The following is a 15,577-nucleotide window of genomic DNA, read 5'->3' as shown; positions in this document are numbered from 1 at the left end:
CTACTTGGAAGTTCGAAACCTCCGAATCTATGCTGGCGCGATTCGTTCGCTTTTCTGCTTCCATCACGCTCGTTTTAACGTTTTATCACACCTTATTCTTTTTTATATTTCCAAACATTCAATTTTTAACAAATAAGTTTCGGGAATGGATCTTCCCCACCATCTGTTTTAACCGGGATCCTTGATTATACAACAACATTAAATACGTGCCATATGTATTTGGAAGATCTCCAATCATCACAACTGCCTGTTCAGCTGGAACCCAGTTAATTGCTTGCGTATTCAATTCTTTTGCTCGATAAAAATGAAATGTTTCGGTTTGTAAAGCAGTGAACGCAGATGGATGATTATTTAAAAAGTCACGCAAAAACTGATCATCATTCATCAACTGGTAACATAAATGATTATCAGCCTTTTCCTTGTAAATCACTTCACGGGTAAGCTGATCAACGTAGTTATTATAATATGTTTGGGCGTGGGCTTTGACAACTTTAAAATGAATTTCAATCTGCGAATTTTGGCGAAAATGTTTAAGCTGATTGATAAAATAATTATAAATCGGTAAGTTTGAACGATTGCCGTTGATCCACCGAACGATATTATCACTATCCGTTACGATCATTATTTCTTGATACTGGTTCGCAACCGCCCACTTTAACGCGCGCACGATTGCTAATGCTTCTCCAGCATTATTCCGCGCTTCAATAAATCGCGTTTGCTGTCCCGTGAATCGTTCTTCATGAACAACATGCTTCTCCGCATCAACCGCAACAAACGCCCCGCTATAACAACCATAACTTTCAATGAATGAACCATCCGTGTATAAAACAATTCCTTTTTTACGAATATTTTGTAATAATTCCCCAAAATCAAGGTACCGCCGCAGAGTTGCTCCGGGATGTCCAATTAAAAAATTCACGACTCGTTCAGTTGAAAGGAAAACCGTTTCCTGTTCTTTAAAGTCAACCACATAAAAATTGCCAGTTATATTCTTCTGAGATCGATTTGGCACCTTGCCGACGAACGCCTTGGCCTCACCTAAAGTTTTAAAAGCTTTCATTTTTGCATTCGAAAATCCTTGAGTTTGCTTCCATGCATCAAGATAATTCGAATAAATTCCGGGGATTCGCCCTCGCCGAACCGCATAATATTTCATTCTTTCTCACCTCGCATGCATTATTTTACCATAAAAAGAACACATGTTCGATAATAATCAATAAAAAAGGCGACTTTCGTCAGCCTTTTACTCTTCGTTCTCATTTAACAGTGCTTGCTTCAGTGCTTTCGTCTTACTTAATGAAAAGACCTCTTCATCGCCGTTTTTGAAATAGACTACGCGCATTTTGTAGTCGACACGTTCAATATTTTTCGGATTAACCAATAATGAACGTGAAACTTTCAATAATCCAGTTTCTTTTTCCAAATTAGCAATATTGTCGAAAAATTCATACTGCCCATCTTGCGTAACCAAAATTACCCGGTGAGCTTTATCTGATGATGTAATATAAATAATTTTCTTTTCTTCGAAGTTTAATACTTGGTTGCCAATTGAAAATGAATACATCTTGTCATTTTCAAGAGCCTTTTTTTCGATCCGTTCATATGCCAAATTCAACGTATCAACGATTTCGATGCGCATTTGCTCATAACCCATATCTTTCGTGATAAATCCAAGCGGTTCAACCTGGCGTTGAAGGGTTAACGGCGCCATCTCTGTATGGGTTGTAACAAAGATAATTTTTCCGCTAATATCGTGATTCCGAACCCATTGAGCAAGATCGATCCCGTTAATATCTGATCCAAGATCAATATCAAGGAAATAGACCCCTTTTTCAACTGAGTTTTCTTTAATGTATTCCTCAATCGCATGCGGATCTGATGATTTAAATACCAACTTATATTGGTTTGGATGAAACATATTAAAATCATTGATAATCGAGGTCAAATTTGCTAATTGTTCTGGATTATCTTCACAAAGAATAATTGGATATTCCATGTTTCCAAATACGCTCCTCTTCGTTTCGAATTCAAACAATAAAGATTATTATACAAAATAATTTATAAGAAAAGATTAAGATTTTTAAAATTCTTGAACTAATAAAAAGGCTGCGACTCTTATGTCACAACCTCTTTCAATTAGATTAATACCTTGCTATTCTTTATCTTCTTCAGGTTCATCCTTTAAAATACATTCAGCATGCATTACGTTTCCTTGCGTTTCAGTATCTAAAACAAATGAACCATTTGAGTAACGATCACTTAACGGATGATCAGCAGGATCAATTGAGACAATCTCATTATGATCGGTGATCACGTGAATTTCTTGACCCGGTTTGATCAGTACAACCGCTGCAACGCGGTGCGGATTGCGTTTCAATTCACGTAGAACTTGAACCCCGCGCCGTGCCCGGGTCGTTTGTGGAATTTCGCTGACCTTCATTTGCTTAAATGCTCCGCGGTGAGTAATAATGCCGATTACTGCATCGTCATTGACTAACTTAACTGCGCTCAAGTAATCATCCCGCAGATCCATGTTCTTAACTCCGGCGGCCTTAGCCCCTAAAACAGAGACTTCACTTAAATCATAACGTAAACCATAACCGCCATGAGTAATCGCAAGGACTTGCCGTGGTTGGTCATCGTTGACAAATTCAATGGTTAAAACTTCATCCGTTGGGGTCTTTAACTTAATATACATGCTGGCCCGTGAGCGATATGTTCGCCCTGGTTGCAAATCAGCTAACTTGGTCTGTTTAATCAGCCCTTCCTTCGTTGCAATTACAAATTTGCCATCTGCTTTCAAGGATTTCAAAACTTCAACGTGCAAAACAAATTCATCTGCATCCAAGCCAATCGTTTGGGAAAGGTGTTCGCCCGTATCTTTCCAGCGCATTTCCGTAATTTCGTGAACTGGCCGATAAATCATATTTCCCTTGTTCGTAAACATTAAAACATGATTTAAAGTATTGACTTTTCCTTGGAAAACGGGCTGATCTTCGTCACGCAACCCATTGTCCTGTTCACCTGAAGCCGTGTATGATCGAACCGATGAACGTTTGACGTAACCTTGCTTCGAGATCAAGACCATTACGTCCTCTTCGGCAACCGTAACCTTGGTATCGATCTTCAATTCTGAAATTTCATCCTGAATTTCGGTCAACCGCGCAGAACCATATTTTTTAGCCACTTCTTGTAATTCAGTTTTAATAACCCCATCAAGTTCTTGCGGGTCATTCAAGATTTGTTGGAACCGCGTAATTTTTTCGGTTAATTCAGCAGCTTCCTTTTCTAACGCCGTTACATCAGTATTGGTTAAGCGATACAATTGCAACGAAACGATTGCTTCCGCTTGTTTTTCAGTGAAATCATACTTTGAAACTAAATTATCCTTTGCATCCTTCTTGTTTTCAGAATGCCGAATCGTATGGATCACTTCATCAAGAATCGACAAGGCCTTGATCAATCCATCAACGATGTGTTTCCGGGCCTGAGCTTTATCAAGGTCAAACTTGGTCCGGCGGCCAGTAACTTCCCGTTGATGATCAACGTAAGCACTTAAAATTTGCTTCAAGCCAACATGTTCCGGCCGCTTATTATTGATTGCCACCATGTTGAAGTTATACGAAATTTGCAAGTCGGTGTTTTTAAACAGGTAATTTAAAATTCCTTGAGCTTGCGCATTGCGCTTCAACTCAATCACGATCCGTAATCCTTCACGGTCACTTTCGTCTCGAACTTCCGCGATTCCTTCAACCTTCTTCAAAAGGCGAATTTCATCGATTTTCTTGACTAGCAATGACTTATTAACTTCATACGGAATCTCAGTGACAACAATTTGCTGCTTGCCGCCCTTAATTTTTTCAATCGAAGTCCGTGAACGAAGAACAACTCGTCCCCGGCCTGTCCGATAAGCCTTCTTAATTCCATCAATTCCTTGCAAAATTCCCCCGGTTGGGAAATCAGGCCCCTTAACGAATTTCATCAAATCTTCAAGGGTTGCATCGGGATGATCCATTAAATAGATCGTTGCTTGAATCGTTTCGGCAAGATTATGGGTTGGAATTTCAGTTGCATAACCGGCAGAAATTCCGGTTGCTCCATTAACCAATAAGTTTGGAAAGCGCGCCGGTAAAACGGTTGGTTCGTATTCGGTATCATCAAAGTTCAGAACCATTTCAACCGTATCCTTATCAATGTCCTTCAACATTTCAGATGCGATTTCAGATAACCGCGCTTCAGTATACCGCATTGCAGCCGCCGGATCGCCGTCCATTGAACCGTTATTTCCATTCATTTCAATTAACGGTTCCCGCAATTTCCAGTCCTGACTTAACCGAACTAATGCTTCATAAATTGAGGAATCGCCATGCGGGTGAAAATTCCCCATAACATTTCCGACCGACTTCGCTGACTTGCGGAAAGCTTTGTCATAGGTATTTCCATCTTCATTCATTGCATAGAGGATCCGCCGTTGAACCGGCTTCAATCCATCCCGAATATCAGGCAGTGCCCGTTCCTGGATGATATATTTTGAATACCGGCCAAACCGTTCACCCATAACCGCTTCAAGGGATAATTCCTGAATGTTGCTTTGTTTACTCAACTGCTAGTCCTCCTTTTCATCTGGATTGTTAAGAAAATCATCATCAAAAAGGGATTCTGAATAATATTCTGCTTCCTTAGCCGAATCTGCATTTCCAGTTCCGTGAGCTCCTTCAGCAGCAACCGTATCTAACAGACTGCCATCTTCTTCAAGTGAAAACTTAACGTTGCGCTCGATCCATTTCCGTCGGGGTTCAACTTTATCACCCATCAACGTTGTGACCCGCTTTTCGGCAACTGCTTCATCGTCGATCTTTACCCGTACTAACGTCCGCGTTTCAGGATTCATGGTCGTTTCCCATAACTGATCAGCGTTCATTTCACCAAGCCCCTTAAACCGTTGCAACGTATAACCCTTGCCAAATTCTTTCGTTGCCTGTTGCAATTCATCTTCGGTCCATGCGTATTGAACCTTTAACTTCTTCTTAACTTTCTTTTGCAACTTATACAATGGTGGCAATGCAATGTATACTCGACCAGCATTGATCAACGGCCGCATGTACTTATAGAAGAATGTCAGTAATAACGTTTGAATGTGCGCGCCATCGGTATCCGCATCGGTCATAATAATGATCTTATCGTAATTGGCATCTTCAAGTTTGAAATCAGCACCAACGCCGGCCCCAATCGTATAAATCATTGTATTGATTTCTTCATTTTTAACAATATCTTGCAGCTTGGCCTTTTCAGTATTTAAAACCTTACCTCGAAGCGGAAGAATTGCTTGAAACTTTCGGTCACGGCCTTGCTTAGCTGAACCGCCGGCAGAATCCCCTTCGACAAGGAACAATTCATTCTTCTTCGCGTTTTTCGATTGCGCAGGCGTCAGTTTCCCTGAAAGCAATTGATCCTTTTTCCGCCGTTTCTTTCCGTTTCGGCTTTCATCGCGGGCTTTCCGCGCTGCTTCACGGGCATCCCGCGCTTTCATTGCTTTTCGAACAAGGTCTTGGGCAAACTCTCCATTTTCCATCAAATAGTATTGCAACTGCTCATTAACGACGCCATCAACGATTGACCGGGCTTCGGGAGTTCCCAATTTTCCCTTCGTCTGGCCTTCAAATTGCAATAATTCTTCTGGAATCCGAACCGAAACGATTGCTGAAAGGCCTTCGCGAACGTCACTACCGTCTAAGTTCCGCGCACGTTCCTTTAACAATCCCACTTTACGGGCATATTCATTAAATGCCTTTGTCCATGCTGATTTCATTCCGGCTTCATGCGTTCCGCCATCCTTCGTCCGCACATTGTTAACGAACGACATGATCGTTTCTGAATAGCCGTCATTGTATTGGGCTGCGACTTCAACTTCAACGCCGTCCTTTGAACCTTCAAAGTACATGACATCGCCCAATGTATCCTTATCTTCATTTAAGTACGTAACGAATTCTTTGATTCCTTCTTCGAAATGGAAAACATCCTGTTCCCCGCCGTCACGTTCATCCGTTAACGTGATCTTAACGCCCTTCAATAAGAAAGCTGATTCACGCAACCGTTCAGCCAGCGTATCGTAATTATAATGGGTCGTTGAAAAAATCGTTGGATCTGGCTTAAAGGTAACGGTTGTTCCGCTCTTCTTTGAAGTTTTACCGATTTTACGCAAAGTTCCAACTGGTTGGCCGCCGTTAACAAAGTCTTCTTCGTATTCAACGCCATCGCGGACCGTATTGACCGTTAATTTTTCAGACAAAGCATTAACAACCGAGGCCCCAACCCCGTGGAGTCCACCGGATGTCTTATATTCGCCTTGACCGAATTTTCCGCCAGCGTGCAAAACGGTAAAAATAACTTCGACTGTTGGGATCCCCATTTCATGCATTCCGACCGGCATTCCCCGGCCATAGTCTGAAACGGTAATTGATTCATCGGCATGGATCGTCACATCGATTTCTTTTCCGTATCCTGATAATGCTTCATCAACCGCATTATCAACGATTTCGTAGACCAAGTGATGTAGTCCGCGTGAATCAGTTGAACCAATGTACATCCCGGGACGTTTCCGAACAGCTTCAAGTCCCTTTAAAACTTGGATTGAATCGTCGCCATAGTTATTATTTGCCATGCGCTTCAACCTTTCTTTAATGATTTCTAGTTTCTTTTTTATTCTTTAATTCTAATAATTAGTTAAATTGACACGCTAAAGATTATAGCACATTCACTGCCGTTCCGGGATGATGATTCAAATTCAAATTGTTCATTTTTTATTAAGCTAATTGTTTTCAACATAATTGCCGGAAGTGTTGGAAAGTGTTAAAATCGAGTTTGATATTCTTAAAAGGAGGTTACCGAATGAGCTGGAAAATTCCTGTAATGCTCGTAATTGGATACCTTTTAGGTTCAATTCCCTCGGGAGTGTTGATCGGTAAGATTTTCTATGGTAAAGATGTCCGTGATTACGGCAGCGGAAACATGGGCACAACCAATACCTTTCGGGTTTTAGGCAAAAAAGCCGGAATCATTGTTTTATTAATGGATTCATTAAAGGGGACCCTTGCAGCATTGTTGCCGTACTTCTTTCATTCAAGTGCCAATCCAATGCTGATTGCCCTTTCAGCAATCATCGGCCACGTTTTCCCAATCTTTGCCGGTTTCAAAGGTGGAAAAGCCGTTGCAACCAGTGCGGGAGCCCTGTTAGTTTATAATTGGAAGTTTTTCCTTTTAGCATGGGCGATTTTCTTAATTACAATTTTACTTACAAGTATGGTTAGTATGGCAAGTATGGTTGGCTTTACGATCATTACCATCGTTTCATTTTTCTTTGGCGATCCGGTCTTGATCGGCGTGGCAGTTGTCCTAACGATTTTTGTTTTCATTCGTCACTGGAAAAATATCGAACGAATTAAAAACGGAACGGAAAATATGGTTCCATTTGGCCTTGGATATTGGTTGCGTCAACGCAAAGAAAAGAAAAAATAAAATAAATATTACATAAAAAGCGGTTGTGTTATTCAGCACAACCGCTTTTGTCATCTTTAAAAGACATCAATTTCATATTCAGTTTTAAATGTTTGATGAGCTGCCAAATGATTATTAGCAAATTTATGTTTAAAATCGTGGTCTGAATCAACCGTATCAGCAATACTCCACCATGGTTCAAGGCAAACATATTGACCTTCTTGCGGATAGCATGACCATACACCGACATACTTCGCGTCCGCGGTCTTTAATTGAACTCCATGCCGCTGATCGTTATCGGTCAGCGTAACCGTTGTTGGTTCCTCTCCAAGATCTAAAATAACCGCATCATCTTTGAAACGTTCATGGCTTACTTCAATTTCAGATGTCCGTTCTTCTTTCAAATGATCAATATCAGCATACGGTCCGTTCAACGGAATGATGTTCCGAGCAGTTTGCGGTTCAAGCTTAACAACATAGTCATCGTAAAAGTGATCACCATCCATTGGAACTTTAAAAGCCGGATGCCCGCCAATTCCAAACCACATTTCTTCATCCGCCGGGTTTTCAACTTCATAGCCAACTTGAACCCCATTATCCGTTAACTTAAATGCTAATCTTAAAATGAAATCATATGGATATAACTTTTTCGTTTGATCAGATGAATGCAATTCAAAGATAACCTGATCGGCTTCAACCTTTAAAACATCAAAGTCCATATCGCGTGCAAATCCGTGCTGGTTCATATGATATTCCTGACCATCAACCGTATAAGTGTCATCCTTTAATCGTCCAACCGTTGGGAAAAGAACCGGAGCGTGTCGTCCCCAATACTTTGCGTCGCCACTCCACATATATTCTTTTCCGTTTGTTTTATTGATTAAACTGACTAATTCTGCTCCATGTTCATTGATGGTTGCTGCCATCTTTTGATTTTCGATCGTAATTGCCATTTTTAAGCCTCCGCTTCAATTACAAAATGTAACGTGACAAATCTTTATCAGCTGCAATTGATCCAATCTTGTCTTCAACATATGATTCGGTAATCGTAATTTCACCCATTTGCATATCTGGGCCTTCATAAAGCAAATCTTCAAGCAATTTTTCCAAAATTGTATGCAACCGTCGCGCACCAATATTTTCATTTTCATGGTTAACCCGGTATGCAATTTCAGCAATCTTTTCAATTGCTTCGATCGTAAAGGTTACTGAAATGTTATCCGTTCCAATCAATGCAATATATTGTTTAATCAAGGCATTCTTCGGTTCAGTTAGAATCTTCACGAAATCTTCCTTCTTCAATTCGTCAAGTTCGACCCGAATTGGGAACCGTCCTTGAAGTTCAGCAATCAAATCACTTGGTTTGCTTTCTGCAAATGCTCCCGAACCAATAAACAAAATGTGATCGGTTTTGACAATTCCGTACTTTGTCTTAATTTGTGAACCTTCAACGATCGGTAAGATGTCCCGTTGGACCCCTTCACGTGAAACTTCACTGCTATTTTGCTTGCCCGTTGAAGCAATTTTATCAATTTCATCAATGAAAATAATTCCTGAATTTTCAGCCCGCTTAATGGCGGCAGCTCCAATATCAGCTGAGTCAACTAACTTTTCAGATTCTTCACGGATGAAGACTTCCCGGGCTTCCTTAACAGGTAACGTCCGTTTTACCCGTTTCTTCGGCATCATTGAACCAAGGTCATTCAAATCAATTCCCATCTGGCCAAGCATGCCTGATTCATTATTGAACTGTTGCCGTGGATCGTCCATTTCAATCGTAACTTCTTGATTTTCTAAGAGACCGCGTTGAAGTTGATCCTTAACGCTCATCCGCTTACTTTGGGTTTCAGCATCAACCGGTTCTTCTTTATTTGGATCTTCAAAGCTTGGTAACTTGCCTTGTTGCAAATCCTGCATCATTTTCATGAAATCGGCTTGTTGATTTTGACGTTTTTCTTTTCGTTGTGCTGGAACGATAATCTTTGCTAACCGTTCATTTGCTTTTTGCACTGCTTGGCTGCGAACCCGGGCGTACATTTCATCCTGTTCCATCTTGTATGAAACTTCAACAAGATCCCGGACCATTGATTCAACGTCACGTCCTACATAACCGACTTCTGTAAATTTAGTAGCTTCAACCTTGACAAACGGCGCATTGACAATTTTAGCAAGCCGTCGCGCAATTTCAGTTTTTCCAACCCCTGTTGGCCCGATCATTAGCAGGTTCTTGGGCTTGATTTCTTCTTGCATTTCATCGTTTAATTGCATTCGACGGTAACGATTTCGTAAAGCAACTGCAACTGCTTTTTTCGCTTGCTTTTGCCCAATAATATACTTATCAAGTTCACTCACAATTTGACTTGGAGTTTTTTCGCTTGTTTGCATTTCAATTCCTCTATTCTTCTGGTTCTTCAACGATTACGTTGTGGTTCGTAAAGATATCGATATCCGCTGCGATATCAAGGGCAGCATGCGCAATTTCAGCCGCTGACATCTCTGGTGAATACTTTGTCATTGCAATTGCCGCTGCTTGAGCAAAATTACCACCAGAACCAATTGCAAGCACATCATCATCCGGTTCAATGACTTCGCCGCCCCCAGAAACGATCAATAAGTTATCCTTGTCACTTACGATCAGCATTGCTTCAAGTTTTTGAAGGGTTTGATCTGACCGCCATTCTTGAGCAAGTTCGACTGCTGCCCGTTTCAAATCATTAAATTCATTTAATTTCTTTTCAAACCGTTCTTCAAGATTGATTGCATCGGCAACCCCACCGGCAAACCCAACGGCAACCTTATTATCATAGATTCGCCGAACTTTCCGTGCTTGCCCCTTTGCAATTACCTTTTCACCAAGTGTTACTTGACCGTCACCCGCAATTGCGGTCTTTCCATTATGCTTTACGGCACAAATTGTTGTCATCGTAACTCCTCCTTATTCTTCATTAATTTTCAGTTCATAAATTTATTTATAATGTCCATTGTTAACCAATGGTCAAATTTAGTCAAGAATAAATCAATCACCACTGATACCAGTATTTTAACAAATTCACTTCAAAAAAGCGATTTAAGTATTTTTTCAGCAAAAAGAGACTCCGACATCCGTCGCAGCCTCTCTGAGATCTATTTTTCAATTGGTTCTTCATAATCACCGTTTGGACATACAACTTGCCGACCCTTGCGACTCTTTTTGTATACCAAATAGTGTCCATCTTTCGGACAATTACGTCCAACCGGCATATCCCATGAAACAAAATCACAATCCGGATACCGCGAACAACCATAAAAGATCCGGTTTTTCTTTGATTTTCGTTCAAGGATTTCGCCCTGCTTGCATTTCGGACATTTAACTCCAATTTCCTTTGTAATGGCTTTTGTATTTCGACATTCTGGAAAACGGCTGCAAGCATAAAACTTACCATACCGGCCCATCTTAACAACCATTGGTGCACCGCAAATTTCACAGTTAAACCCAGCCGGTTCATCTTTGATACGGACTTTTTCAATTTTGGCAGAAGCGCTATTAAGTTCCTTTTCAAATGGCTTGTAAAATTCATCAACCACCTTGACCCACTGACGTTTTCCTTCTTCAATTTCGTCAAGTTGGTCCTCCAAATCAGCCGTGAAATCAATATTCAAAATATCAGGGAAGCAATCCTTGATCATTTGATTTACAATTTCACCTAATTCAGTCGGTTCAAACTTCCGCGCAACTAGTTTTACGTAGTACCGTTTTTGGATGGTATTTAAGGTTGGCGCATACGTTGATGGTCGCCCAACACCATTGCTTTCCAACGTCTTGATTAAAGCCGCTTCAGTATACCGTGCAGGTGGCAACGTGAAGTGTTGGTTCGGTTGATTTTTAACCATTTTGACTTCTTCACCAACTGCTAAGTCAGGTAACTTATTATCCTTCTTAGAAGCATCCTGATAAACCTTTGTAAATCCTGGGAATTTCATTTGCGAACCATTTGCCCGGTAAGTAATTCCATTTTGTTCAAGGTCAACGCGAGCAGTATCATAAACCGCCGGAGTCATTTGACTCGCAACAAACCGTGACCAAATTAATGAATAAAGTTTCATCTGATCTGGAGTCAAATACTTCTTAAGAGATGCTGGGGTGCGCATTACAGACGATGGCCGAATCGCTTCGTGAGCGTCCTGCGCCCCTTCAGGCAACTTACCAACTCGCGGTTTAAGAGCTGCATACTCAGCCCCATATTCATCATGAATAAACTTCGAGGCTTCATGCTTAGCAACCGCTGAAATTCGAGTTGAGTCCGTCCGCATGTAAGTGATCAATCCGACGGCCCCGCCGCGTCCAATATTGATTCCTTCATATAATTGTTGTGCAACCATCATTGTCTTTGAAGTTCTAAACTTCAAAGAGTTGTTTGCAACCTGTTGCATCGTTGACGTCGTAAACGGCAATGGAGGTTGCCGCCGCCGTTCTTTCTTTTCAACGTTCGCAATCGTAAATGGCTTTTTCGAATCAAGATCAGCTAAAATTGCTTGCACTTCATCATTATTTTTCGGTTTAACCTTTTTACCGTTCTTACCATAAAAATCGGCATTAAACTTTGAACGTCCCTTTTGGAATTGACCATCAATTGTCCAATATTCTTCCGGAACGAACTTTTTAATTTCTTCTTCCCGCTTAATGATCAAATTTAAGGCAATCGATTGCACCCGACCAGCCGATAGCCCCTTTTTGATCTTGGCCCATAAAATAGGGGAAATCGAATATCCAACTAATCGGTCGAGAACCCGCCGTGCTTGTTGGGCATCAACCAAGTTCATATCGATTGATCGCGGAGTTTTAAATGCATTCTTGACTGTATCCTTAGTAATTTCATTAAATACGACCCGGTTTTTATCATGCGGGTCAAGTCCTAACAAGTATGAAAGATGCCATGCGATTGCTTCCCCTTCACGGTCCGGGTCAGATGCAAGGTACACATGGTTTGCTTTCTTTGCTTCTTTGCGAAGTTCTTTAATAACGTCGCCTTTACCACGAATTGAAATATAGTGTGGTTCATAATCATTTTCAATGTCGATTCCCATTTTACTTTTAGGTAAATCACGAATATGACCTAAACTTGCCATTACCTTATACCGTGATCCTAAATACTTTTGAATCGTTTTAGCCTTTGATGGTGATTCCACAATCACTAAATTCTTTTTAACTTTTCTCGTGGTTTTCTTTTTCGTTTTTCGACCTGTTGTTTTCGTTTTGGCTGCAGGCATCCAACCACTCCTTAACATTCTCTAAAATCGGTATACATGTTAGGACAAACGAATAAACCTTGTCAAGTTATTGTACTAAAAATTCTTCGAGAATGTCTTGGCTTTCTAAAACCGGTTTGGCTCCTTCACGAATCAAAAGGTTGCATCCGCGTGAAAGTCCCGCGTTGATTTTTCCTGGAATTGCCAAAACATTACGGTTCTCTTGCAGCGCAAGATTTGCCGTAATCAAACTGCCGCTGCGTTCCTTAGCTTCCGTAACCATCAATGAATCGCATAGGCCTGCAATGATTCGGTTCCTCTCAGGGAAATGCCATGCTCGCGGTTCTTCATCATAAACGTATTCAGAAATCACTAAATGATTTTGCATCATTTCATACTGAAGCTCCTGGTTACATCGCGGATAAACCCGATTCATCCCGGTCCCAATCACGCCAACCGTATCCCCGCCAGAATTGATCGTTAACCGGTGACATAAACTATCGACTCCTTGAGCTAGTCCGCTAATCGTTATGATTTTATTCTGAACGATTGGGGGAATCAGTCCTTGCAACACTTCATGCGAGTATGAACTGTGCTGGCGAGCACCAACGATTGCTAACGCTTTTCTTTGGAGCAACTCAAGGTTCCCACGATAAAACAAAACGAGCGGCGGATGATAAATTTCCCGCAGCTTGACCGGATAAGCCTGATCAAAAATCGTAATATACTTTGAAAATGCTAAGGTTTGTTGCAAAAGTTCAGTTGTCTTCTTTGAAAAGATCCGCATATACGCATCGCTTGCAATTGCATATTTTCCATCCATAATTTGAATAAAATCGTTTAAATTTGGAACCCGCTTATTTTGCTTAATAAATTGGTAAATCTTAAACTCGGTTGCCAGCCCGATTCCAATACACGCCCGCACCCGTAAAATAAATTCTTCAAACGCCATAAAAAAACTCCTTTCACGCCCGCCTACTAATAGCTACGCAAAGAAGTCTGATTTTATTTAAATTTACTTACAGGTTCAAATGATTTGCGATGAATCGGAGTGATTCCGAATTTCTTCAATCCATCAAGATGGTTGGCCGTTCCATAACCAACATTATGCGCAAAATCATAGCCCGGATAAATCCGGTCATAAAATTGCATTAAGTGATCACGAAATTCCTTTGCAACGATACTGGCAGCTGAAATCGACGCCGATTTAGCATCGCCCTTGATCAACTTCAGCTGCGGAATCGAAGTGTCGATCTCCATCGCATCAATGATCAACTGTTGCGGAATAACTTGAAGATTTTGAACCGCCTGCAACATTGCTTTTCGCGTCGCTTGATAAATATTCAACTCATCAATTTCAGCAGCATCAGCAATCCCAATTCCAACAGCGACTGCTTGTTCAAGAATCAGCTGATACAATTTCTCACGTTTCTTTTCAGAAAGTTGTTTTGAATCGTTCACGTCAATCACATGAAAGTCGTGCGGTAAAATTACCGCAGCTGAAACGACAGGTCCAGCTAATGGGCCGCGACCGACCTCATCAATGCCAGCAATCAAATCAATTCCCTGATTCCAAAATGACCGTTCATACTGCAGCCGGTGCTCAAACGCAGCCTCCTTTTCACGTTCACGTTTCTTCCGGCGAAAATAACTTTGAAGGGCCTGTTGAACTCCTTTGCGCGGATCATCTTGCAATTCATTAATGAAACTTTCAGTTGGATTTTCATTTAGTTGGGTTTTGATTTCACTAATTTTCATTTGAATCTTCCTGATTTTCACCCGGCAAAGAGTCAAGTGTATATCGTCCGAGTTTACTCTTTCGAATTTCAAAGATCAACCGTTCGCTTGCCCGGTCATAATCTTCCTTAAAGCCCATTTTTTTGGTTAAATTCAGCAACAAATTAACGGTTGTATCATGAATTTCATCTTCGGTTAGATGGTAACGATCCATTAATTCTGAAGGATGATTTTCAACAAAATATTCCAATGCGTACAACGCAACGTCATCTTTAGCATATAGCGTATCCTTGATTGCTCCGGTCAAAGCCAGCTTTTTGCCGACCAATGGATCTTCAAATTTCGGCCACAGAATCCCAGGGGTATCAAGCAACTGTAACGTCTTGCCGGCTTTCAACCATTGTTGAGACTTGGTTACCCCAGGTTTATTTCCTGTTTGGGCAATGTTCTTTTTAACAAGGTGGTTAAGCAATGTTGACTTTCCAACGTTTGGAATTCCAATGCACATCACTTTAACCCGTTGATTAATAATGCCTTTTTCTTGCCGCCGGGCCAGTTTATCCGCCATGACTTCTTTGATCTTCTTTTCAATAATTTTCAACGATCCTTGATTACTGTTAATTGCAACCGCGGGCTGGCCGTGGTCTTCATAATATTTGACCCATTCACGGTTTAACTTAGGATCAGCTAGATCCGCCTTCGTTAAGACCCGAATCGTTAATTTATTTTGTAAAATTTCTTCGAGTTGCGGATTACGAGACGATTCCGGTAACCGTGCATCAACGAGTTCAAGCACGATGTCAACGAGTTTCAAGTTTTCCTTTACTTGCCGGACCGCTTTCGCCATGTGTCCGGGATACCATTGAATTACTGTCATATCATTCTCCTTAATTATCCATTTTATCTGTATATCCTTGCCAAACCTGATCAAAAATGCTCATCGAGGGCAAGTAAGATGCGTTCATTTCTAAATAATCCGACACTTCATGGTAATCATCCGCTTGTTTCGGAAATCCTTGGTCGTAAAACGCATCATTGGCAAACTGCGTGACCTCATCATGCTTATTCGGATCACGCAAAGACATTAAATACCGGTAAAAACTTTGCCGTCGCATAATTT

General features: G+C 41.0%; 13 protein-coding genes. 1 reads left to right on the top strand and 12 read right to left on the bottom strand.

Going from position 1 to position 15,577, the window contains the following annotated elements; translation table 11 throughout:
- Positions 1–118: 118 nt before the first annotated feature.
- The 4 genes from FC33_RS04495 to parE all read right to left on the bottom strand — a co-directional run bounded on the left by FC33_RS04495 (position 119) and on the right by parE (position 6,661).
- A complete protein-coding gene (locus FC33_RS04495) occupies positions 119–1,156 on the bottom strand; it encodes a ribonuclease H family protein (protein WP_057827424.1) in 1,038 nt (345 codons plus the stop codon).
- Positions 1,157–1,243: 87 nt separating this feature from the next.
- Positions 1,244–1,996, bottom strand: coding sequence for a LytR/AlgR family response regulator transcription factor (locus tag FC33_RS04490; RefSeq protein ID WP_057827423.1), 753 nt, complete (start codon positions 1,994–1,996; stop codon positions 1,244–1,246).
- 156 nt (positions 1,997–2,152) lie between these two features.
- The gene (parC, locus tag FC33_RS04485) at positions 2,153–4,558 is read right to left on the bottom strand and encodes a DNA topoisomerase IV subunit A (protein ID WP_057827544.1); all 2,406 of its coding nucleotides are present in this window, start codon (positions 4,556–4,558) and stop codon (positions 2,153–2,155) included.
- A gap of 48 nt (positions 4,559–4,606) precedes the next feature.
- Entirely contained in the window at positions 4,607–6,661 is a 2,055-nt protein-coding gene (gene parE, locus FC33_RS04480) for a DNA topoisomerase IV subunit B (protein ID WP_057827422.1), read from the bottom strand.
- A gap of 227 nt (positions 6,662–6,888) precedes the next feature.
- On the opposite strand from parE, the gene plsY reads away from it, so the two are divergent.
- The gene (plsY, locus tag FC33_RS04475) at positions 6,889–7,515 is read left to right on the top strand and encodes a glycerol-3-phosphate 1-O-acyltransferase PlsY (RefSeq protein ID WP_057827421.1); all 627 of its coding nucleotides are present in this window, start codon (positions 6,889–6,891) and stop codon (positions 7,513–7,515) included.
- Positions 7,516–7,571: 56 nt separating this feature from the next.
- Here plsY and FC33_RS04470 read toward each other — a convergent pair whose 3' ends face one another.
- From FC33_RS04470 to FC33_RS04435, 8 genes are all read right to left on the bottom strand, one after another.
- Entirely contained in the window at positions 7,572–8,447 is an 876-nt protein-coding gene (locus tag FC33_RS04470; RefSeq protein ID WP_057827420.1) for an aldose 1-epimerase family protein, read from the bottom strand.
- A gap of 19 nt (positions 8,448–8,466) precedes the next feature.
- Positions 8,467–9,879: an ATP-dependent protease ATPase subunit HslU gene (hslU, locus tag FC33_RS04465; RefSeq protein WP_057827419.1), complete on the bottom strand. Its 1,413-nt coding sequence runs from the start codon at positions 9,877–9,879 to the stop codon at positions 8,467–8,469.
- A 10-nt stretch (positions 9,880–9,889) separates the two neighbouring features.
- Complete coding sequence (hslV, locus tag FC33_RS04460; protein WP_057827418.1) at positions 9,890–10,417, bottom strand: HslVU peptidase proteolytic subunit; 528 nt, start codon at positions 10,415–10,417, stop codon at positions 9,890–9,892.
- Positions 10,418–10,617: 200 nt separating this feature from the next.
- On the bottom strand, positions 10,618–12,741 hold the full coding sequence (gene topA, locus FC33_RS04455; RefSeq protein WP_057827417.1) for a type I DNA topoisomerase: 2,124 nt from the start codon (positions 12,739–12,741) through the stop codon (positions 10,618–10,620).
- 67 nt (positions 12,742–12,808) lie between these two features.
- Positions 12,809–13,672 (bottom strand): DNA-processing protein DprA, encoded by an 864-nt coding sequence (gene dprA, locus FC33_RS04450; RefSeq protein WP_057827416.1) that lies wholly within the window; start codon positions 13,670–13,672, stop codon positions 12,809–12,811.
- Positions 13,673–13,725: 53 nt separating this feature from the next.
- The gene (locus tag FC33_RS04445) at positions 13,726–14,478 is read right to left on the bottom strand and encodes a ribonuclease HII (RefSeq protein ID WP_057827415.1); all 753 of its coding nucleotides are present in this window, start codon (positions 14,476–14,478) and stop codon (positions 13,726–13,728) included.
- Entirely contained in the window at positions 14,468–15,334 is an 867-nt protein-coding gene (ylqF, locus tag FC33_RS04440; protein ID WP_057827414.1) for a ribosome biogenesis GTPase YlqF, read from the bottom strand. Before ylqF ends, FC33_RS04445 begins: the two co-directional genes overlap by 11 nt.
- Positions 15,335–15,344: 10 nt before the next feature.
- Entirely contained in the window at positions 15,345–15,575 is a 231-nt protein-coding gene (locus tag FC33_RS04435; RefSeq protein WP_186806288.1) for a YozE family protein, read from the bottom strand.
- Positions 15,576–15,577 lie beyond the last annotated feature (2 nt).

Origin of the sequence: Ligilactobacillus aviarius subsp. aviarius DSM 20655 (genome assembly GCF_001436315.1) — a bacterium.
Classification (GTDB): Bacteria; Bacillota; Bacilli; order Lactobacillales; family Lactobacillaceae; genus Ligilactobacillus; species Ligilactobacillus aviarius.
The sequence above is the reverse complement of the archived record's forward strand: the minus strand, read 5'-3'. Positions and strand labels throughout refer to the sequence as shown.

Excerpts from the sequence above, each read along its gene's own strand:
- hslU (WP_057827419.1), bottom strand. The coding sequence starts at position 9,879 with ATGCAAACAAGCGAAAAAACTCCAAGTCAAATTGTGAGTGAACTTGAT.
- FC33_RS04495 (WP_057827424.1), bottom strand. The coding sequence starts at position 1,156 with ATGAAATATTATGCGGTTCGGCGAGGGCGAATCCCCGGAATTTATTCG.
- FC33_RS04445 (WP_057827415.1), bottom strand. The coding sequence starts at position 14,478 with ATGAAAATTAGTGAAATCAAAACCCAACTAAATGAAAATCCAACTGAA.
- parE (WP_057827422.1), bottom strand. The coding sequence starts at position 6,661 with ATGGCAAATAATAACTATGGCGACGATTCAATCCAAGTTTTAAAGGGA.
- parC (WP_057827544.1), bottom strand. The coding sequence starts at position 4,558 with ATGGGTGAACGGTTTGGCCGGTATTCAAAATATATCATCCAGGAACGG.
- topA (WP_057827417.1), bottom strand. The coding sequence starts at position 12,741 with ATGCCTGCAGCCAAAACGAAAACAACAGGTCGAAAAACGAAAAAGAAA.
- dprA (WP_057827416.1), bottom strand. The coding sequence starts at position 13,672 with ATGGCGTTTGAAGAATTTATTTTACGGGTGCGGGCGTGTATTGGAATC.
- FC33_RS04470 (WP_057827420.1), bottom strand. The coding sequence starts at position 8,447 with ATGGCAATTACGATCGAAAATCAAAAGATGGCAGCAACCATCAATGAA.
- ylqF (WP_057827414.1), bottom strand. The coding sequence starts at position 15,334 with ATGACAGTAATTCAATGGTATCCCGGACACATGGCGAAAGCGGTCCGG.
- plsY (WP_057827421.1), top strand. The coding sequence starts at position 6,889 with ATGAGCTGGAAAATTCCTGTAATGCTCGTAATTGGATACCTTTTAGGT.
- hslV (WP_057827418.1), bottom strand. The coding sequence starts at position 10,417 with ATGACAACAATTTGTGCCGTAAAGCATAATGGAAAGACCGCAATTGCG.
- FC33_RS04490 (WP_057827423.1), bottom strand. The coding sequence starts at position 1,996 with ATGGAATATCCAATTATTCTTTGTGAAGATAATCCAGAACAATTAGCA.